This is a genomic window from Amycolatopsis samaneae (assembly GCF_039541975.1).
In the GTDB taxonomy this organism is placed as follows: domain Bacteria; phylum Actinomycetota; class Actinomycetes; order Mycobacteriales; family Pseudonocardiaceae; genus Amycolatopsis; species Amycolatopsis samaneae.
Genome location: NZ_BAABHG010000018.1, coordinates 183,061 through 202,950, shown reverse-complemented (window position 1 = coordinate 202,950; position 19,890 = coordinate 183,061). Strand labels below are relative to the sequence as shown.

The 19,890-nt window shown below is 71.4% G+C and carries 19 protein-coding genes; 8 read left to right on the top strand and 11 right to left on the bottom strand.

The features are described from left to right. Positions 1–157: 157 nt before the first annotated feature. On the bottom strand, positions 158–1,414 hold the full coding sequence (locus ABD987_RS37495; RefSeq protein ID WP_345405730.1) for an FAD-dependent oxidoreductase: 1,257 nt from the start codon (positions 1,412–1,414) through the stop codon (positions 158–160). Between the two features lie 154 nt (positions 1,415–1,568). On the opposite strand from ABD987_RS37495, the gene ABD987_RS37490 reads away from it, so the two are divergent. Next, positions 1,569–2,174 carry a TetR/AcrR family transcriptional regulator gene (locus tag ABD987_RS37490; protein WP_345405727.1) on the top strand — a complete coding sequence of 202 codons (606 nt, stop codon included), beginning with the start codon at positions 1,569–1,571 and terminating at the stop codon, positions 2,172–2,174. A 28-nt stretch (positions 2,175–2,202) separates the two neighbouring features. Here ABD987_RS37490 and ABD987_RS37485 read toward each other — a convergent pair whose 3' ends face one another. Next, positions 2,203–3,354, bottom strand: a complete 1,152-nt coding sequence (locus tag ABD987_RS37485; protein ID WP_345405724.1) for an FAD-dependent oxidoreductase — start codon at positions 3,352–3,354, stop codon at positions 2,203–2,205. A 367-nt stretch (positions 3,355–3,721) separates the two neighbouring features. Here ABD987_RS37485 and ABD987_RS37480 point away from each other — a divergent pair, with 367 nt between their 5' ends. Then, positions 3,722–4,426 (top strand): DUF4232 domain-containing protein, encoded by a 705-nt coding sequence (locus ABD987_RS37480; RefSeq protein ID WP_345405721.1) that lies wholly within the window; start codon positions 3,722–3,724, stop codon positions 4,424–4,426. Between the two features lie 111 nt (positions 4,427–4,537). Here the strand turns inward: ABD987_RS37480 and ABD987_RS37475 are convergent, their stop codons facing one another. Together ABD987_RS37475 and ABD987_RS37470 are read right to left on the bottom strand one after the other, a co-directional pair. Further along, positions 4,538–5,182 (bottom strand): CatB-related O-acetyltransferase, encoded by a 645-nt coding sequence (locus ABD987_RS37475; protein WP_345405718.1) that lies wholly within the window; start codon positions 5,180–5,182, stop codon positions 4,538–4,540. 59 nt (positions 5,183–5,241) lie between these two features. Further along, positions 5,242–6,009 (bottom strand): class I SAM-dependent methyltransferase, encoded by a 768-nt coding sequence (locus ABD987_RS37470; RefSeq protein WP_345405760.1) that lies wholly within the window; start codon positions 6,007–6,009, stop codon positions 5,242–5,244. Positions 6,010–6,142: 133 nt separating this feature from the next. Here ABD987_RS37470 and ABD987_RS37465 point away from each other — a divergent pair, with 133 nt between their 5' ends. Next, a complete protein-coding gene (locus ABD987_RS37465) occupies positions 6,143–6,742 on the top strand; it encodes a TetR/AcrR family transcriptional regulator (protein WP_345405715.1) in 600 nt (199 codons plus the stop codon). 1 nt (position 6,743) lies between these two features. On the opposite strand, the gene ABD987_RS37460 is transcribed toward ABD987_RS37465, so the two are convergent. From ABD987_RS37460 to ABD987_RS37445, 4 genes are read right to left on the bottom strand one after another with little or no spacing between them, the layout of a single operon-like run. Next, complete coding sequence (locus ABD987_RS37460) at positions 6,744–7,979, bottom strand: RNA polymerase sigma factor (protein WP_345405712.1); 1,236 nt, start codon at positions 7,977–7,979, stop codon at positions 6,744–6,746. After that, the gene (locus tag ABD987_RS37455; RefSeq protein WP_345405709.1) at positions 7,979–8,374 is read right to left on the bottom strand and encodes a YciI family protein; all 396 of its coding nucleotides are present in this window, start codon (positions 8,372–8,374) and stop codon (positions 7,979–7,981) included. Before ABD987_RS37455 ends, ABD987_RS37460 begins: the two co-directional genes overlap by 1 nt. After that, positions 8,371–8,886 (bottom strand): SRPBCC family protein, encoded by a 516-nt coding sequence (locus tag ABD987_RS37450; RefSeq protein WP_345405706.1) that lies wholly within the window; start codon positions 8,884–8,886, stop codon positions 8,371–8,373. The genes ABD987_RS37455 and ABD987_RS37450 overlap by 4 nt, the downstream gene beginning before the upstream one ends. Before the next feature lie 13 nt (positions 8,887–8,899). Beyond that, positions 8,900–9,283, bottom strand: a complete 384-nt coding sequence (locus tag ABD987_RS37445; protein WP_345405703.1) for a VOC family protein — start codon at positions 9,281–9,283, stop codon at positions 8,900–8,902. A 187-nt stretch (positions 9,284–9,470) separates the two neighbouring features. Here ABD987_RS37445 and ABD987_RS37440 point away from each other — a divergent pair, with 187 nt between their 5' ends. Beyond that, positions 9,471–10,244: a dioxygenase family protein gene (locus tag ABD987_RS37440; RefSeq protein ID WP_345405700.1), complete on the top strand. Its 774-nt coding sequence runs from the start codon at positions 9,471–9,473 to the stop codon at positions 10,242–10,244. Positions 10,245–10,367: 123 nt separating this feature from the next. Here ABD987_RS37440 and ABD987_RS37435 read toward each other — a convergent pair whose 3' ends face one another. Together ABD987_RS37435 and ABD987_RS37430 are read right to left on the bottom strand one after the other, a co-directional pair. Further along, a complete protein-coding gene (locus ABD987_RS37435; protein ID WP_345405697.1) occupies positions 10,368–13,448 on the bottom strand; it encodes a beta strand repeat-containing protein in 3,081 nt (1,026 codons plus the stop codon). A gap of 209 nt (positions 13,449–13,657) precedes the next feature. Then, positions 13,658–14,728, bottom strand: coding sequence for a hypothetical protein (locus ABD987_RS37430; RefSeq protein ID WP_345405694.1), 1,071 nt, complete (start codon positions 14,726–14,728; stop codon positions 13,658–13,660). Positions 14,729–15,071: 343 nt separating this feature from the next. Here ABD987_RS37430 and ABD987_RS37425 point away from each other — a divergent pair, with 343 nt between their 5' ends. Genes ABD987_RS37425 through ABD987_RS37415 form a run of 3 tightly spaced genes read left to right on the top strand, consistent with a single transcriptional unit; the run spans position 15,072 to position 18,090 of the window. After that, a complete protein-coding gene (locus ABD987_RS37425; RefSeq protein WP_345405692.1) occupies positions 15,072–16,289 on the top strand; it encodes an AI-2E family transporter in 1,218 nt (405 codons plus the stop codon). Further along, on the top strand, positions 16,286–17,422 hold the full coding sequence (gene macS / locus ABD987_RS37420; RefSeq protein WP_345405690.1) for a MacS family sensor histidine kinase: 1,137 nt from the start codon (positions 16,286–16,288) through the stop codon (positions 17,420–17,422). Before ABD987_RS37425 ends, macS begins: the two co-directional genes overlap by 4 nt. Further along, positions 17,419–18,090, top strand: coding sequence for a response regulator (locus ABD987_RS37415; RefSeq protein ID WP_345405687.1), 672 nt, complete (start codon positions 17,419–17,421; stop codon positions 18,088–18,090). Before macS ends, ABD987_RS37415 begins: the two co-directional genes overlap by 4 nt. A gap of 3 nt (positions 18,091–18,093) precedes the next feature. Here ABD987_RS37415 and ABD987_RS37410 read toward each other — a convergent pair whose 3' ends face one another. Beyond that, complete coding sequence (locus ABD987_RS37410; protein WP_345405684.1) at positions 18,094–19,170, bottom strand: hypothetical protein; 1,077 nt, start codon at positions 19,168–19,170, stop codon at positions 18,094–18,096. Positions 19,171–19,197: 27 nt separating this feature from the next. On the opposite strand from ABD987_RS37410, the gene ABD987_RS37405 reads away from it, so the two are divergent. Beyond that, complete coding sequence (locus ABD987_RS37405; RefSeq protein WP_345405681.1) at positions 19,198–19,854, top strand: DUF1707 SHOCT-like domain-containing protein; 657 nt, start codon at positions 19,198–19,200, stop codon at positions 19,852–19,854. Positions 19,855–19,890: the final 36 nt, after the last annotated feature.

Below are 19,890 nucleotides of genomic sequence, written 5' to 3'. Positions count from 1 at the left end.
GGCGCTCAAGCCGTGACGCTCGGCCGAGTGCGCGGCGCTGGTGGTATCCCCGATGGGCTGAACGACCGTTGACATGGCCGGTGCCGGACGAGGAAGTGCCATGGATTTGAGACTAATCATGGGTGACGCGGACATGAGACGGCAGAGAAAGCCCCGGTCATACAAGATCAACATGTCGTAGCCGGAGAGACCCTACAACACCTGTCTTCTGCTGCTCGTCTTCGGCTTGCCGACGTCGGTATTCCGCCGCCCTGGTCAGGTAGTTCCGGTGTTCCCGCGCGTGGTCCGGGGGAAGGTGCGGCGCGTCCGGGGGAGTCGTGGCGAAGAACCGCGTGAGCGCGGCGTTCGAGCTCACGGCGAGTTCCCCGGAGCGCGGGAACATCGCTGTCTCGTAGCGTGCGACGGCGTCGTCGAGACTGCTCTCCTTCTTGATGGCGTGCGCGAGCTCTGCGCCGTCGAGCAACGCGAGGTTCGTGCCGTGGCCGCCGAAGGGCGCCATCAGGTGGGCGGCGTCGCCGATCAGGGTGACACCGGGGACGTGGTCCCAGGTCAGCGGAGCGGGCAGGGCCCAGAAGCTGCGCTGCACGTAGTCGCCGTCGTTGTCGGCGATCAGCGGGCGCATGACCGCGGACCATCCGCCGAACTCCCGCAACAGGTAGGACCGGACCGCCTCGCGGTCGGCGAGGTCCACGCCTGCCGCGTCATGCCAGTCGAGTTCGGCGCGGAAGGCCAGGTAGCCGCGGACCACTCCGTTGCTGTTGCGCTGGACGATCACCGCGCGGCCGTCGCCGTCGGAGGAGAACATGTGGCCGTCCCCCACGATCGCGGCGACCTCGGGATGCCGGGTGTCCACGTCGTCGAATCGGGCGTCGAGGAAGTGGACACCGAGGTACTGCGGCACCGCGTCGGTGAGCAGCCGGCGAACCGGCGACCAGGCGCCGTCGGCGCCGATGACCAGGTCGGCTTCCGCTCTGGCGCCGTTGGCGAACTCCAGGCGGTGTACCCCGCCTCCGAGCGGGGCCACGCGCACCAGTTTGTGTCCCCAGTGGACCGTGCCGGGCGCCAGGTGTTCGTACAGCATGGTCCGCAGCTGGCCACGGTCGATCTCGGGAGCGGCGTCGTCGCCCTCGGCGGGGGTGAACTCGGCCAGGACGGTGCCGTGGTGGTCGCGGCGGCTCTTGGCCTGGCCCTCCAGCCGGGCCAGCGCCAGGAACGCGTCCATCAGCCCGGCGTCCTCCAACGCGATCTGGCCGGCGTCGGCGTGCAGGTCGAGCGTTCCTCCCGGGTCTCGGGAGTCCACGGCGGTGTCCGCGTCGTATACCGCCGGTCGGAAGCCGTGTCCCTGCAGGACACGGGCGCACATCAAGCCGGCGGGGCCGCCGCCGACGATGGCGATGCGAGGTGGGTTCGTCATGAGGTGAGTCCTTTCCACGGGTGCCGCGGCGGCGTGTTCGTCGCCGATGGGTGCGAGCCAGGCAGCCCGTCTCCACACACCGTACATAGAACCGTTCGAAAAGCCGAACGGTTCTATGTTTTGATCTGTTCAACACAGGCGTTAGGGTGGAGACATGACCGAGACAGGACGCCGCGAGCGTAAGAAGGCCGCCACCCGCCAGGCCTTGGCCGACGCCGCGCTGGAACTGTTTCTGGAGCGGGGCTACGACGCGGTCGGCGTGCGGGAGATCGCCGACACCGCCGACGTCTCGGTGGCCACCCTGTTCAAACACTTCCCCGACGGGAAGGAGGCACTGGTCTTCGACCAGGACGCCGGCCACGAGGCCGCGCTCGTCGCCGCTGTCCGCGACCGCCCCACCGGACAGTCCATCCCCCAGGCGCTGCGCCAACTGCTGCGCGACGAGCGCTCCCGGCAGGTCCGCACCGACCCGCGCCTCGCTGACTTCCTCCGCCTGATCGACACCACTCCCACACTGCGTGAGTACTTTCGGCGCATGTGGCTGCGCCACGAGAACGCCTTGGCCGCGGCGATCGCCGCCGACACCGGACTGCCCGAAAGCGATGCCAGTTGCCAGGCGCTGGCCCATTTCGCCCTCGAAGCCGTCACCCTCGTCCGAGGGCGGGACGACGCCGAGTCCGCACTCGACCAGATCTTCGCCCTGCTCGACGCCGGATGGGCGGGCACGACGAAGGAGTCCACGAGGCGCAGCCACACCTGACCTCACGACCGACGAAACCCTGGAACGCTCACGAAGACCGCTTGGCCACGGCGAGTTCGGCGAGCGCGTCGGCGATCACCCGGGACTTCTCCTCGCCGTCGTCAGTGGCGAGCCTGTCCAGGAAGTCGTCGCCCTGGGCACCGATCTCGGCGCTGCGGGGGAACATGGCCTGCTCGTACTCGGCGAGGGCGGCCTCGACGTCGCCGGGGTGCGCGGCGATGGCCTGGCCGAGTTCGGCGCCGTCGAGCAGGGCCAGGTTGGCGCCTTCACCGTTCGGGGCCGTGAGGTGGGCGGCGTCGCCGAGCAGGGTCACGCCCGGCACCCGCTCCCACCGATGCTCGACCGGCAGGGTGTAGTGGGAGCGGAGGGCCGGGGCGGTGTCGCTCTCGGTGACCAGCGCGGTGAGCTCCGGTGCCCAGCCGTCGAACTCCCGCGCGATCCGGGCGATGACCGCGGCGGAATCGGTGAAGTCGATGTCACCGAACCAGTCCAGCGGCCGGGTGAACATCACGTAGGTGTGCAGGACGTCGCCGCCTTCCCGGTGCGCCAGGATCATCCTGCCCTGCGCGGGCGCCATCAGCGATCCGCCGCCGACCGCTTTCACGGCGGCGGGCCGGCGGGTGTCGGCGTCGAACAGGTACAGCTCGATGGCTGACGTGCCGGTGTATTCGGGGGTGGCGTCGGACAGCAGTGGCCGGACCTTCGACCACGCGCCGTCCGCGCCGACGAGCAGACTCGTGACGACGGTGGTGCCGTTGGTGAAACTCACCTCGTGCCGCCCGTCGCCGAGCGCGCGCACGCCGTCCACCTTGTGTCCCCAGTGGACGGTGCCGTCCGGGAGCGAGTCGAGCAGCAGCTGCCGCAGCTCGCCGCGCTGCACCTCCGGACGGCCGCCCGTGCCGTCGTCGGCCAGGTCGAGCAGGACGGTGCCGTCTCTGTCGACGATCCGGGTCTGTTGTCTGCCTTCCAGGATCAGCGCGCGGAACTCGTCCAGCAGACCCGCCGCCTCGAGGGCGAGTTGCCCGTTGTAGTCGTGGATGTCGAGCATCCCGCCCTGCGCGCGGGCCATCGGTGAGGACTCCGCTTCGTGGACCGTGGCCGGGATTCCGTGTACGTGCAGCACGCGGGCCAGCGCGAGGCCGCCGAGCCCGGCACCGATGATCGTGACGTGGGTGGTCATGTGACTCCTTCGAGATCCGGCCAGGGGCGCCCCTCCGGCCACTCCCTGGTTTCCGATGCACGCAAGGCTGCCGCGCACCGCTGGCACGGAGCGCACACCGCGCTGATACGCCGCCCGCCCCGTGTGCGGACCGCGTGCGCACTCCGGCGGCTGCCTTTTCGTCCTTGAACAGGCGCGAAAACGGGCAACCCGTCCGGCCCGTCGGGCACGCGACCTGCGAAAAGAATCTATTGGCGATTACCGATAAAGACGTTGCTTTGCCGTGATCCAGATCACGACGGCGCCACCTGATTGCCCTCTCGGACATCTTTGCTGGCGAGTTCGAAAAACGCGCTGAAATACACGAGCACTATTCAAGGGGATTGAAATGGGCATCAACGCGAAGGTCATCAAGCGGGGCGTGCTGGCGATTGCCGCGGTGGCGGCGGTGGGTGCCCTTGGCGCGTGCTCGACCGGTCAGCCGGGCAACGCGGCGGCGGCGCCGCAGGGTTCCGGCGGCGTCGGGGGAGGGGTCGGGATCGGCGCGGCCCCGAACGGCGGGACCTACCAGAACGCGGACGTCAACCGTCCCGCGGAGCCCCGGCAGGCCGGGGAAGCCGGCGGCAGGGGCGTCACCACCGGCAGCGAGACGAACTGCGCGAACCTCAAGGTGACGTGGCAGAACCCGAGCCCGGTCAACGACGGCGGCACACAGTGGAAGCTCCCGCTCAAGCTGACCAACCAGACCAGCGTGTCCTGCGTCGTGCGCGGCTTCCCCGGCGTCCGCCTCACCGGCGAGGACGGCACCTCCTGGGACCTGGTCCGCACGAACGACCCCATCACCCCGGTGCGGCTCGGCGCCGGTGAGGACGCCTTCGCCGACCTCACCTACTCCACCGCCGTCGGCCTCGGCGACGGTTCCGGCAAGGGAGCGGGCGACGGCTCCGGCTGGCACGTCGCCACCATGTCGGTGACCCCGCCCAACGGCACCAACACCCAGACCATGCCCTGGGTGGACAGCCTCGACCTGGTCAAGCAGGACGGCGCCACCCACCCCGGCACCTACATCGGCGCGGTCCGCGCCGGCAAATGAAAGACCGGAGCGTAGTGAAGTAGAAAGCGAAAATGCCGTGGGAATTTCGGTCCCACGGCATTTTCGCTGTTCCGGATACGACGCCTCGATATTCGTTTCCGGCCCGGCTGTTCACGTCAACTCGGCCGCGGCCGCCTCCAGCTCGTCGATGCTGCCGGACATGATCGTGCGGACGTGGTCGGTGACGTGCTGGATCGGCCAGTCCCACCAGGCCAGCGCGAGAAGGCGGTCGACATCCGCGTCGGAGTAGCGGCGGCGGATGAGCTTGGCCGGGTTGCCGCCGACGATCCCGTAGTCGGGGACGTCGTCGACCACGACGGCACCGGAGGCGATGATCGCCCCGTTGCCGATGCGGACGCCCGGCATCACCAGGGACCGGTAGCCCAGCCAGACGTCGTTGCCGACCACGGTGTCGCCCCGGCCGGGGAGTCCGGTGATGAGGTCGAAGTGCTCGGCCCAGGAACCGCCCATGATCGGGAAGGGGAACGTCGACGGGCCGTCCATGCGGTGGTTGGCACCGTTCATGACGAACCGCGTGCCCTCGCCCAGTGCGCAGAACTTGCCGATGACCAGCCTCTCCGGCCCATAGTGGTAGAGCACGTTGCGGGTCTCGAATGCGGTGGGGTCCTCCGGGTCGTCGTAGTAGGAGAACTCCCCGACCTCGATCAGCGGCGAGGTGACCAGCGGCTTCAGCAGCACCACGCGCTCCTGCCCTGGCATGGGATGCACGACGGTCGGGTCGGCGGGGACGTTCATGTCGTGCATTCCTCATCGATCGCGGGGACGCTTCCTCCGGAAGAGGCTATGCCCGGCAGTCAGCCGCGCGCCGCGGTGGCCGCCAGGGTGACGTACGGCATCGTGAACCCGCCGCCCATCGCGTCGATCGCGGCACCGACCTCGGCCAGCACCTCCGCCCGCGGCGCCGGTTCGAGCCGGGTGAGTCCGCCGGTGGTGGGCATCAGGTCCAGCCACTCGTCGCGGGTGTAGTGCCGTTCCCAGTCGAAGCGCCACTGCTCGGGCTCGCCGAACCCGCCCGCCTGGCGGATCCCGTCGGCCGCGGTGGCGAACATCGCCTGGTAGACCTCCAGCCCGGTCCGGGACGGGCCGCCACCGCTCGGCGGGACCAGCATCGAGCCGGGCGCGACCCGGCGGCAGGCCGCGTTGTAGGCCGCCGTCACCTCGGACGGCGGGTCGTACACGTGCCCGAACACCGCCAGCCTGCCGCCGGTGCGCAGCACCCGCGCCGCCTTGGCCGCGCCCGCGACCGGGTCCACCCAGTGCCAGGCCTGTCCGGAGACGACCGCGTCGAACACCCGGCCCACCGGGTCCCAGTCCTCGAACTTCGCCACCTCGACCTCGGTGCCGCCGCGGCGGGCGAACTCCGCCATCCGCGTGTCGGGGTCGACGCCGAGCACCGCGCAGCCCGCGGCGGCGAACTGCCGCGCCTCGATTCCGGTGCCGCAGCCGACGTCCAGTACCGCGCGCCCGGGGCTGGCAGCGAGGATCCGTGCCACCAGTGCGTCGGGATAAGGGGGCCGGGCCCGGTCGTAGCGTTCGGCGTCCACACCGAACGACTCCGCGATCTGCCGGGCCTTGTGGGGTTCGTTTCCGGCGGGGCCGGTCTGTTCCCGGGGTAATGTGGGCATGTGCCCACCCTAGTGGGCACATGCCCACTCACCACCACGGTTCGCCGTGGGCGAAAGGAGCGACCCGCAGGTGCCGACCGGGATCCACCTTCGTGACGCGCGCAAACAGCTGTTCGACGCCGCCGAGCGCATCCTGGTCCGCGACGGGCCGAACGCGCTGACCAGCCGCGCGGTCACCACGGAGGCAGACTGCGCCAAGGGTGTCCTGCACCGGCATTTCACCGACTTCGACGGCTTCCTCGCCGAACTCGTCCTCGACCGCATCGCGCGGCTCGAAACGCAGGCCGCCGAGCTCCGCGAAGCCGTCGGGACCCGGACCGTCGCGGACAATCTCACCGAGGCGCTGACCTCGCTGTTCTCCTCGGTCGCCGTGGCGATCATCAGCCTCATCACCTTCCGGGACGAGCTGCGTGCCCGGCTGCGCCGCGACCGGCCGGCCGGGGTGCCGTTGCTGACCGAGGCCGCGGCGATGCTCGCCGGCTACCTCGCCGCCGAGCGCGAGCGGGGCCGCGTCGCGGCGGACGCCGACGTCGACCTGCTCGCGCCCATGCTGCTCGGGTCCAGCCACCTGCTGTTCGCCGACCGGACCGGCGTCCCGCCGACCACCGAAGCCGTGCACAAGATGGTGACCTCGGCCCTCGCCGGTGTCGTGCGCGAACCACGGAGCTGACCTAGCGCGCGAGCCCGTCCGCGCGGGCGTGGAGGTAGCGCTGTTCGGGGAGGCTGGTCGTCAGCCGCGCGGCCGACCGGTACTCCTGTTCGGCGGCGTCCCGTTCGCCCGCCTGTTCCAGCAGGTGCGCCCGGACCGCGTGGAGCCGGTGGTGCCGCGCCGTCCGGTCGTCGGCGGCCAGGGGGTCGAGCAGCGCGAGCCCGGCCCGCGGACCGTGCACCATGGCGACCGCGACGGCGTGGTTCAGGGTGACCATCGGGCTGGGGTCCAGCCGTTCGAGCAGCTGGTAGAGCCCGACGATCTGGGTCCAGTCGGTGTCCTCGGCACGCGCCGCCTCCGCGTGCACGGCGGCGATGGCCGCCTGAACCTGGTACGGGCCGATCCTCGCGGTGGCCAGGGTGCGTGTGATCAGCGCGATGCCCTCGTCGAGCGATTCCCGGTGCCACCGGCCACGATCCTGGTCGACGAGCGGGACGAGGTCGCCCTCCGGCCCGGTGCGGGCCGGCCGGCGCGCGTCGGTGAGCAGCATCAGCGCGAGCAGTCCGGCCACCTCGCCGTCCCCCGGCAGCAGCGCGTGCACGGTCCGGGTGAGGCGGATCGCCTCCGCCGTCAGCTCGGCGCGGTGGAGTTCGGGGCCGGAGGACGCGGTGTAGCCCTCGTTGAAGATCAGGTACAGCACGTGCAGGACGCTGCGCAGCCGTTCCGCGCGGTCGGCCTCCGGTGGCGGCTCGAACCGCGCGCCCGCCGCCTTGACGCGTTGTTTGGCGCGGGTGACGCGCTGGGCCATGGTCTTTTCGGGGACCAGGAACGCGTGCGCGATCTCCGCGGTGGTCAGACCGCCGACCGCGCGCAGGGTGAGCACGATCTGCGACGACGGGGTCAGGCCGGGATGGCAGCAGAGCAGGAGCAGCGTCAGTGTGTCGTCCTCGCCGGACGTCCCCGCGTCGGCGGCGGGCGCGACCAGCGCGTCCGCCGGGATCCCCGCGGCGATCCGATCCTCCCGCCGCCTGCTCGCGAGCTCGCTCCGGAGCAGGTCCGTCATCCGGCGGGACGCGACGGTGACCAGCCAGTTGAGCGGACTGTCGGGGACACCGTCGCGTGGCCACTGCGTCGCGGCGGCGAGCAGGGCCTCCTGCACCGCGTCCTCGGCGGTCTCGAAGTTCCGGTACCGCCGCAGGAGCGCGGCGAGGACCCGCGGCGCCGACCGGCGCAGCAGGTCCTCGACCCGTCCGTCCATCACATTTCCTGGCCCGAGGTGCCCATGATCGGGCGGACCTCCACCGCGGCGAACCGCGCGTCCGGGAAACGGCCCGCGATCTCGGTGGCCCGTTCCACGCTCTCGCAGTCGACGACGAAGTACCCCGCGAGATGTTCCTTGGACTCGAGATAGGGGCCGTCCGTGGCCGCCGGGACACCGTCGCGCACCCGGACCGTCCTGACCTGCGCCGGATCGGCCAGCGCCTCCCCGCCGACGAGTTCCCCGGATTCGGTGATCTCCCGCAGCAGCTCGCCGAACTCGCGGCCCATCTCCTCCCGCGCTTCGCCGGACATCGCCAGTGCTTCCGGCGTCCGGAGAAAAATGGGATGCCCCCAGCTCTTCGGGTTGCTGTAGATCATGATCAGGTACTTCACCGTGTCTCCTCCCGGTGCGCGACACCGTCGAGCATCGCCGCGAGCGACCTCGTCATGTTCCCCTTCAGCTCCGCCAGCCGCCTGTTCACCACGGTGGGATCCCGCTCCGCCAGCACCCGGATCATCGTCTCGCCGGGCCCGTGTTCGAAACTGTGCCGGAGCAGCGTCCGGTCCGCATCGACGGCGGTGAACGTGTACCGCCAGATCGACGCGGGTTCCTTGGCGTCGTAGGTCTCGTCCATGGCGACCCAGGCGAAGGTTTCGCCCAACGACAGCTCGGTGACCTCGCAGATCACCGAAGCCACGAAGCCGTCCGCGTACCGGTTGCGGCCGACGAAGCGGTCGCCCGGCCGAGGCGGATGTCCCGCCCCGTAGAGCCACTCGGTGTGCTCGCACTCCGGGCTCCACTCGCCGTACCTCGGCACGTCGGTGACCAGCTCCCACAGCCGTTCCTTCGGCAGCTCGACCAGTAGCGCGACCTCGGTGCGCGCGCCGGTCACGGTGTCCGTCATGGCGTCCGCCCCTTCAGTTCGCCAAGGCGGCAACGCCGACGAGGTTGCCCGCGGGATCGGTGAAGTGCCCGACCACCAACGTCCCGCCAGGGGCCCGCGCGGGACCGAGCACCCGCTTCCCGCCGAGGCTTTCGGCCTTCCGCAGCGCGACCTCGACATCCTCGACGGCCACGTAGACCAGCACTTTGCTCTCGAAACCCTCCCCGCCCGCGACACCGCCGGGAATGCCGACACCGGTGCCGTCGTGCTCCACGAACCCGTACTCACCCGGTTCGGACACGCCCTCGGCGGCCTGACCGCTCGTATCGAACTCCCAGTCGAACAGGGCTCCGTAGTAGTTCCTGAGCTTTCCGGGGTCACTCCCGATGATCTCGAAGTGCACCACTGGCTGTCCCATCACGATCCTCCTCGACGCGCCCCCGGTGGGCGCTTCGCAGCGGAGGTCGGAGCGGGCGGGCGCGGCACGACATCCTCCGGCGGAAATTTCCGGCGGTTTTCGCCGCTCCTGCCCGCCCCGGGAATATCGCCAACGGCCGCGACGTCGTCTACTCTGGTAGTTGAACTTTCAAATACTGGAGGTCGCGATGACCACACCGGTGCTGTACCTGAGCCACGGCGCGCCGCCGCTCGCGGACGACGCCACCTGGACCAGCCAGCTGGCGAACTGGTCGGCCGGGCTGGCGCGGCCACGGGCGATCCTGGTCGTGTCCGCGCACTGGGAGGAGGCCCCGCTGACCATCGGCGCCACCACGACGGTGCCGCTCGTCTACGACTTCTGGGGCTTCCCCGAGCGCTACTACCAGGTGAAGTACGCCGCGCCGGGCGCACCGGACCTCGCCGGGAAGGTCCGCAAGCTGCTGCGCTCGGACCGGACCCCGGTGCACGAGGCGCCCGATCGCGGGCTCGACCACGGCGCCTACGTGCCGCTGGTGGAGATGTTCCCGGACGCGGACATTCCGGTCCTGCAGATCTCGATGCCGTCGCTGGATCCCCAGGAGCTGTTCGACCTCGGCCGCAGGCTCGCGCCGCTGCGTGACGAGGGCGTGCTGATCATCGGCAGCGGGTTCTTCACGCACAACCTGAGCGCGATGGGCCAGACCGCGGGCAGCGACGGCACCCCGCCCGCGTGGTCGAGCGATTTCGACCACTGGGGTGCCGAGGTGCTGCGCGACGGCGACGTCGACGCGCTGCTGGACTTCCAGCACAAGGCCCCGGCCGCCGCGCTCGCGCACCCGAGGATCGAGCACTTCGCGCCACTGTTCGTGTCCCTCGGCGCGAGCACCGGCGAGGACACCGGCCGGACCGTCATCGACGGTTTCTGGCACGGCCTCGCGAAGCGGTCACTGCAGTTCGACTGACCCGCGCCGGGGTGGGAGCAAGGGACCTTTGCTGTCGCCGCGCGAGGCGGAGACGACGAAGCGGGCCCAGGAGCTGGATGCTCCTGGGCCCGCCTCTGTCAGGGGATCAGTCCGAGATCAGACTCAGCCCTGGGTGCGGAACTTGCCGGTCAGCTTCGCGACCAGGTCGCGGAACATCGACAGCGGCGAGGAGTCGGCCTCGGCCAGCGCCGGGGTCTGCACCTTCGGGGTGGCGTGGACGGCGTCCAGGCCCGGCACCTTGGCGGTCTTCAGCTCCGGCATGCCCGGCAGGCCCTGCGTGGTGGGCAGGCCCGGCACCTCGTCGGCACGCTGGGCCGGGGTCGGCAGCTTGGCCGGGGTCGGCAGCTTCGCCGCGCCACCGCCCACGTTGCCCAGCTTGCCGCCGAGGCCACCCAGGTTGGTCAGCTGGTGCTGCACCGAGGAGAGTCCGGGGAGCTGAACCGGAGCGGCGGGCACCGGCGAGTCCGCGCGCTCGGCGGCGGGCATCGTGGTGGCCGCGCCCGGCAGGCCCGGAAGCCCGGTGGCGGGCAGGCCGGTGGTCGGCAGCCCGGTGGGCAGGCCGGTCGGCATCGCGGGCAGGGTGGTGGCGCCCAGCTCGGAACCGTTCGGCAGGTCGAGCGGCAGCGAGGAGTCCTCGCCGTTGATCGACGTGACGTCCTTGGTGTCCGAGTCCGCGTTCGCCAGGACCGGCGCCTCGAGGTCGTCGGCCGGGACGACCAGGATCAGCGGGTGGTGCAGGTTGACGCCCGAGAGCGAGCCCGAGTCACCGTCGGTGACGGCGTCGCCGCCGACCTGGCCGATGGTCTGGTTGTCGGCCTGGGACTTCGACACGGAACCGACCGCGGCCACGGAGTCACCGAAGGCCTTCGGGTCCGCGGCGGCCGGGATGTCCAGGATGTCGCCGGACAGCGAGCCCTCGACGCCCGAGGTGGACAGGTCCCCACCGGAGGTGCTGTTGGTGGTGTCGGTGCCGGTGCCGTGGGCGATGCCGCCCGCGCCGGAGACCGCGTCGTTGGCGGCCGGGACGATCGGCAGCGCCTCGGCGCCGATGATGTTCCCGGCGATCGCGCCGCCGTCACCGTTGGTCGCCGAGTCGCCACCGGCGATCGAGTTGACGTCGTTCGTGCTGACGCCACGGCCGATGCCCGCGGCACCGACGCCGTGCCCGGCGACCGGCACGGACCCGCCGATGGGGCCCTGCACGATGTTGCCGGCGACCGCGCCGTCCTTGCCGTCGGCGGTGGCCTTGCCACCGGCCTCGGAGTCGGTCAGGTTGTCGCTGGCGCCGGTGCCGATGCCCGCGAGGGCACCACCGATGCCGTGCACCTGCGTGGGCTCCGAAACCGGCACGTGGACCAGGTTGCCCGCGCCGGCGCCCTTGTCCCCGGTCGCGTGGACGTCGCCACCCGCGTTGGAGGTGGTGTCCCCGCTGGCCTTGCCGTGGCCCTGGCCGATGAAGGTGCCGCCGATGCCGAACGCCTGCGTCGGCAGGGAAACCGGCGTGGTGGCGAGGTTCGAGCTGAGGAAACCGTTGTCGTCGTTGGTGTTCCCGCCGCCGCCACCGGAGACGGTCTTGGTCTCCTGCGCCGAGCCGGAGCCCTGGCCGATGAACGAGCCACCGGTGCCGAGCACCTCGACCGGAGCCGCCGCCGGGACCTGGACGATGTTGCCCGAGCCGGAGGAGTCGTTGCCGGTGGTGCCGTCGTACGCGCCCGCCGTGACGTTCTTGGTCTCGGTGGACGAGGCGGTGCCCTGGCCGATGAACGAGCCGCCGACGCCGTAGACCTCGGGGGCCAGCGCGGCCTGGGTGTTGGCCACGTTGCCGGTCAGCGTCGAGTTGTCGGCGGTGGTGTGGCTGCCGTTGCCGGCGTTCGCGGTGACGTCGTTGACGCACCCGGCGGCGTTGGCGTTACCGATGTGCGAGCCACCGATGCAGGTGACCTCGACCGGCGCGGCCAGCGCCGGGTCGACGACGTTCGCCGAACCCGCGGCACCGTCGCCGGTGCTCTGCACGAAGCCGCCGGCGTCGACGTTGCTGCCGGTGGTGTTGCCGCTGGCCTGGCGCTCCAGGCTCGCCGGGTTGCCGGTGGCCGCGTTGCCGATCCAGGCCGCCGCCACGTTGCTGACGTTCGCGACGTCCGCGGTCTGCGGGGCGAGCACGGTGCCGTCCGCGAAGGAGCGGTCGCCGCTCGTCTGGACGTAGGCGGGGGTGTCCTTGAACCCGGGGGTCTTGTCCCCGGCCTTGGCGTCGGCGGTGGAGTTCGAGTCCGCGTGAGCGTTGGAGCCCCACGCGCTCGCCGCGTTGCCGTTGAACTTCACCGGCAGGGCGATCGGCACCGCGCCGACGTTGCCGCTGACCGAGCCGTCGTCGCCCTCGGTGATGATCCAGCCGCCGGAGGTGGCGGCGGTGTCGGCGTCGTACTGGCTGTGCGCGTTGCCGAGGATCCAGGACGCGGCGTTCCCGGTCACCTGGACCGGGGTCGCGAACTGCGGCGCGACCACGTTGCCGGACCCGCTGGCGTCGTTGCCGTTGGTGGTGGTGTTACCGGTCTCGGTCGCGCTCTGGCTGGCCGAGCCACCCTCCACGCGGCCGCTGCCGCCCGCGAGCCCGACGGCGTTCCCGGCGAGCTGGACCGGAGCGGCCCAGTCGAGGTTGACGACGTTCCCGGCGAGCCCGGAGCCCTCGCCGGTGGTGTTGACGTCCTGGTTGTGGGTCCAGGTCTGCTGGTGGTTGCCACCCTCGACCTTCGCGTCGCCGAGGACCGCGACCGCGTTGTCCACGACCTGGATCGGGACGACGACGTCGCCCACGACCTTGTTGCCCTTGAGGTTGTGGCCGCTCGGGGTGAAGGCACCCGCGCCGTCCGCCTTGGTGGCACCGCCGAGGGTGCTCTGGCTGATGGGGCTGGCCTGGTCGAGCTGCTTGGCGGCCTCGTTCGCGGCCTTGGTGACCGGCTTGGTGCTCAGCTCGGTCTGCCCGGCGGGAAGGTCGGCCTGCCCGAACGGCGTGCCGACGGCGTTGCCGGCTTCCTGGATCGGGACGGTGACGTTCAGGTCGAGCGGCGAGGCAGGGGTGTCCGGGCTGACGGGGTTCTCGTCAGCCGAGGCGATGCCGGTACCCAGCATCAACAACCCACCCGTGACCAACGCGGTCTGGAGTCCGCGCTTTGCCCAGGTCTGCATGGGGTATTTCTCCTTATTTTCGGGGTCCCTTGCGGGCTTGTGGGGTGCGGCTCATCGCGAGAAGAAGACGCACCGATATAGGGGGAAAGACAGTGCGGGCGCGCTCGGGCGGCCGCGGCGTGTGCGGGGACTACCAGGAGCGGACGCGGCACCGGCACAACAGAAGGTGGCGGCGAAGGGCGCGTCGGCTGCCCCGCGGTGAAAGTGGATCAGTCAGGAGTGACGCCGGGCTGGTGGCCCGGGGAGAGCGGCGTGTGCCGCAGGCCGGAGCGGGTGGCACCCGCGACGGCGTTGTCGACGGCGGCGGCGACCCAAGCGGGAACGCCGAAGGTCATGCCGTCGAGGTGACCACCGGGGGCAGTACCGCCACCGGGGGCTGTGGGGATGGACGGCGGCGCGAGCGGGAGCTGCACCGGCGTGAGCGGAGCCGACGGCAGATCGCGGTGCCCGTCACGGGAGGACCGCTCGGTGCCGGAACCGTCGAGATCGGAAACGTGCCGCTGGACATCCTGCGCCGCATACGCGGCCTGGAGTGCGGCGGGAAGCTGGACCGTGGCGGGCTCGACCGGACCGGAGACCTGGCCGGGAGCGCCGCCGACGGCGGGGAGCGTGCTCGGCACCGCCGGGAGGACCGGGAGCTCGGGCAGCTGGGGGGTCAGTTCGTGGTGCGCGTTCGGGTCGAGCAGTCCCCAGACCTTGCGGCCGAAGTCGGCCTGCTCGGGCGCCGGGGCGAGGGTGTCGCCGAGGACCTGGCGGGTGTCCTCCGGCTTGCGGGCGATGTGCTCGAACGCGCCGAGCGTGCGCTCCGCCGGGTGCACCACCGCGTCGTCCGCGAGGTCGGACACGGCGCCGGTGACGCGGTCGGAGACCTTCTGCTCGACGGCGCGGTGCGTGCCGTGCTGACGCAGCGAGCCGGTGACCTCGTCACGGGCGGCGTCCACGGTGCACGCGGTGTGCGTGCGGCCCGGCGCGGACCAAGTGGTGGCGTCCTGCTGGCAGGAGAAGTCACTGACGGCACCGCTCGCGGCACCCGCGACGTCGCCGACGAACCGGGACGCGCCGCCGGTGGCGTCGCCGAGCCCGGCGGTGGTGGCGTCGGTGACCGGGGTGACGTCGGCGGTACCGGTGTGCCCGGTGTCGGTCGCGGAGGCGGCGGCGCTGGAGACGAGCCACGCGGCGGCGGTGCCCGCGACGGCGCCACCGACGACGAAGAGCGCACGCGACGCGAGCCGGCCGAAGCGCTTCGCGCCCCGCCTCTCGTTCGCCGCTGCCTTCGCCACGCGTGCTTCTCCTCGTCTGCCTTTGCCGATTTCGGATCTGAGTGACCGCTTCGGGGCGGAATTCGAAATCCGCTCGCCGTTGCGGACCTGAGACAATCAGGCCGCACGGGCGGCACGCATCCTTGACACGGCTTGATGCCACCATCGTGTGATGAGCACAGCGTGTACCCGGCTATGACTTTCCGTGATCGATCCTGGCTGCGGGCGGTTACCGCACAGTCGGGTGAGGCCACTGTCGGCGGCGAGGTGTCGGCTGCGTCACTTCGGGCGAAACGGGCGACGGCACGACCGCGAACGGGGCCAAATCAGCGGCGGGGATCCGTCCGCCCGATACGGTGGGCCGGTGAGCAAGCCTCAGCGCGCGCGGCGCGAAGAACCGTTCCTGTCGGAGGGCGAGGACATCGTCGGCCTCGTCCCCAGGGGACTCCGGGTGAGCGCCGCGCTGGCCTGGCGGTTCATCGTCGTGGCCGCGGCGCTCTACGCCGTCGTCTGGCTGATCGGTTACCTCGGCGTGGTGATCGTCCCGCTGTCGATCGCGCTCCTGCTCGCGGCGCTGCTCGGCCCGGCGGTCTCCCGGCTGGTCAGGTGGCGCGTCCCGCGCGGGCTGGCCACCGGAATCATGATCATCGCCGCGCTCGCGGTACTGGGCGGGCTGCTGACGTTCGTCATCACGCAGATCTCCGACGGCATGCCGCAGTTGCAGCGGCAGCTCACCGAGAGCCTGAACCAGATCAAGGACTGGCTCATCAACGGGCCGCCGCACCTGAAGCAGGAGCAGATCCAGCAGTTCATCAACCAGGCCATCGACCTGGTGCAGAAGAACCAGCTGTCGATCACCACCACGGCGCTGACCACGGCGGGCACGGTCGGCGAGATCCTCACCGGATTCGTGCTGACGCTGTTCATCCTGATCTTCTTCCTCACCGGCGGCGAGGGGATCTGGACGTTCCTGACCCGCGGCGTCCCCACGCAGGTGCGGCGCCGGTTCGACGTCGCCGGTCGGCGCGGGTTCGCCTCACTGGTCAGTTACGTGCGGGCGACCGCGGCGGTCGCCGTCGTGGACGCGGTGGGCATCGGCATCGGGCTGGCGATCGTGGGGGTGCCGCTCGTCGTACCGCTGGCGACGCTGGTGTTCCTCGGCGCGTTCATCCCGATCATCGGCGCGGTCATCACCGGCGGGGTCGCGGTACTGGTCGCGCTGGTGACCAACGGGTTCGTCGGCGCGCTCATCGTGCTGGCGATCGTGGTCGGCGTGATGCAGCTGGAGAGCCACATCCTGCAGCCGCTGCTGCTCGGGCGCGCGGTGAAGCTGCACCCGCTGGCCGTGGTCCTCGCGATCACCGCGGGTCTGGTCGTGGCCGGCATCGCCGGCGCGCTGCTCGCGGTACCGCTGCTGGCCGTGATGAACTCCGGCATCCGGTCGTTCCTGCACGACGGGGACACGGATCCGGGCACCGTCGACGTGCTGAAGACCGCGGCGGCGAAGCCGGGCGGCGGTACCTCGGCGGAGAGGGCGGACGCCGCGGACGAGAAACCGGATCCGGGGAAAACCGAGTCGTGACGCCCCCGGCCACCCGCGACCCGGCGACCCCGCTGTGGCGCGCGGTGATCGTGCTGCGGGTGGTGACGTTGCTGTTCGCCGTCGGCGCGGCGCTCGTGCACCGGGCCGAGTACCAGCGGGCATGGCTGGCGTGGACGGTGCTCGGCGTGATGGCGGCGTGGACGCTGGTGACGAGCACGAGCTACGCCCGCGAGGCCGGGCGCCGGAGCGGGCTCGTCATCGCGGACGTGCTGTTGACCTGCGCGTTGATGCTGACCTCGCCGTTGGTGCTGTCGGACGCCCAGTACGCGCGGACGGCTCCGCTCATCACGACGGTGTGGGTGGCGGTCGCGCCGCTCACCGCGGGCGCGCGGTTCGGCGCGTCCGGCGGGGTGCTGGCCGGGCTGGCCGTCGCCGTCGGCACCGGGTTCGCGCGGATGCGGTTCGACCTCGACGTCGTCCGCGACGGTGTGCTGCTGTGCGCGAGCGCGCTGCTGGTGGGGATGGCCGCGACGACGGCGCGTCGCTCGGCGGAGGTGCTGGCGAGGGCGTTGCGGACGGAGGCGGCGACCGCCGAGCGGGAGCGGCTGGCCCGCTCGATCCACGACAGCGTGTTGCAGGTGCTGGCCAGGGTTCGCCGCCGCGGCGGCGAACTCGGCGGCGAAGCGGCGGACCTCGCCCGGCTGGCCGGTGAGCAGGAGATCGCGTTGCGCGCGCTGGTGACCACGGAGCCGGTGAAGCCGAGCGGCCGGGGCACCACCGACCTGCGCGCGGCGCTGCAACTGCTGGCGACGCCGTCGGTACAGGTGTCGGCGCCCGCGGGCGAGGTCGAGCTGCCCGCGCACGTCACCGAGGAACTGGTCGCGGTCGCCCGCGAGGCACTGTCCAATGTGGAGAAACACGCGGGGCCGGACGCGCACGCGTGGGTGTTGCTGGAGGATCTGGGCGACGAGGTCGTGGTCAGCGTCCGCGACGACGGCCCCGGCATTCCGGACGGCAGGCTGGAAAGCGCGGCGGCGCAGGGACATCTGGGCGTGCTGGAGTCCATCCGGGGGAGGGCCCGCGATCTCGGCGGGAGCGCGGCGCTGGACACCGCGCCGGGCAGCGGCACGGAATGGGAAGTCAGGGTCCCGACCAGGAGGGGTACACGATGACGGACGAGCCGGGCAAGGTGTCGGTGATGGTGGTCGACGATCACCCGATCTGGCGAGACGGCGTGGCGCGCGATCTGGCCGAGCACGGGTTCGACGTGCGGGCGACGGCCCCGGACGCGCCGGCGGCGTTGCGGATCGCGCGCGCGGTGCGCCCGGACGTCGTGCTGATGGACCTCAACCTCGGGGAAACCTCGGGGGTCGACGCGACCAGGGAGATCACCTCCGTGCTGCCCGGGACGAAGGTGCTGGTGCTGTCCGCGAGCGGTGAGCACAGCGACGTGCTGGAAGCGGTCAAGGCGGGCGCGTCCGGGTACCTGGTCAAGTCGGCCTCCGCGGTGGAACTGGTGGACGCGGTGCGCCGGACCGCCGCGGGTGACCCGGTGTTCACCGCCGGGCTGGCCGGGCTGGTGCTCGGCGAGTACCGGCGGATGGCCGACACCCCGGCGGACGGTTCCGGCGGCGCCGAACCGCCGCGGCTCACCGAGCGCGAGACCGAGGTGCTGCGGCTGGTCGCGAAGGGACTGACGGCGCGGCAGATCGCCGAGAAGCTGGTGCTCTCGCACCGCACGGTCGAGAACCACGTGCAGTCGACGCTGCGGAAGCTCCAGCTGCACAACCGCGTCGAGCTGGCCAGGTACGCCATCGAACACGGGCTGGACGAGCAGTAGCGGTCAGAGCGCCACGACACCCTGGCCGAACTCGGCGGGCGGGCGGGCCCTGCCGAGCCGCCAGGCGGCTTCACCGGGATGCCAGGCGCCGACGACGGCGTCGGCGAGCACCAGATCACCCGCGTCGGTCCAGTCCAACCCGGACTTCTTGAGCCCGCTGGGCGACGCGTAAGGCGTCGCCGGGAGGTGTCGCCAGGTCGCCGTGTCGAGATCGAGCAGCCACAGGTCGCGGGTCTGGGTGCTCGATCCCCGCCACGCCGGGTCCACGAACTCGACGGCGACCAGGCGCCCGTCGCGGCTGGGCAGCGCGTTCGACGAGCCGTTGGGCACCGGCCGGGCGAGCTGCCGCCGCGACCGGTCGCGCAGGTCGAGCACGGTGAAGTCGATCAGCCCGCCGAGGAGCAGCCGATCACCCGCGATCGCCATGATGCGCGGGAACTGCTGGAGCGTCCGGCCGGTTTGCGGATCGATCAGCACGTCCTCGCTCTGCGCACCGTCCCCGTTGACCCTGATCAGCAGACCCTGGGCGGTCTCCTGGCGGACGACCGTGTGACAGCTGGCCGTCGTTCCCGGCCCGAACGGTTTCCCGGACAGTGCGACGTGCTGGAGGCGGCAGGTGTCCTGGCCGTCCTCGCGGATCAGCCACAGGCTGTCGCGATCGGCGCCGGGTGCCGCGCTGCGTGTCGTGCCCAGCGAACGCGGCCTGCCAAGGAGATCGGGGTAGACGTGCACGTCGGACGGCTCGCACCTGGCCGAGCACAGTGGCGCGTCCAGCAGGACCAGGGTGGCGCCGACCCGCAGCAGTGAGGTCCGCCGCTGACCGCCCGGCACGCCCTTCAGCGGAGCGAGTTCGCCGGTGTCGGCGTCGAACACGGCGGGCGGGGACGTCGGCAGCGCGAGCCGGACCCCGATCCCGCCCGTCGCCGCCAGACCGGCGAGCCCGGTCGGGGGTGTGGCGGACGCTTCCGGCGCGGGTGACGCCGACTCGGCGGTGCACCCGGCCAGCACGAGACTCGCCGCGAGAACCGCGGCGCGGGCGCGGATTACGGGTCCGTTCAGGGTTTTTCCCCGATCTCCCATGTCATTCAGGGTTTTACCATCGTGACCATGGGCGAGGAAGAGGCTGCCGAGACCGTGACCGAGACGAAGCCGTTGGGCCCGCGCGATCTGCGCGTGTCCGACAGCGAGCGGGAGCACGTGGTCGAGGTGCTGCAGAAGGCGATCGGGCGCGGCATGCTCGACCTGGACGAGTTCACCGAGCGGACCGACCGCGCACTCGCCGCCCGGACCCGCGGTGAGCTGAACGCGGTGCTCGCCGATCTGGCCGGCCTTGTCCACCCGGCCGCCGCGCTGGCCTCGGTGCCGAGTCAGTACGCGCCGCCCGCGGCGTCGTACTCGCGATCGGGTCAGCCGGTGGTGTTGCAGTCGAAGTACGGGTCGATCCTGCGCAACGGCCCGTGGCTGGTGCCCGCCGAGCTGGTCGTCCGCAACAAGTACGGGGGCACGAAGCTCGACTTCAGCCAGGCGGACATCCCGCATCCGGTGGTGCAGATCCACCTGGACTCCAAATGGGGTTCGGTGGAGATCATCATCCCGGAGGGCGCGGCGGTGGACATGAACGCCATCGGCGAGGCCAAGTTCGGCTCGCTGGAGGACAAGACCTACACGAACGGCCGACAGGGGAATCCGCTGTTCGTGCTCAGCGGGCGGGTGCACGGTGGTTCGGTGATCGTGCGGCACCCGCGCCGGGGCATCTTCGGCTGAGCCCCGCCTGACGGCCTCGTTCCGCGGCTGCGCCCG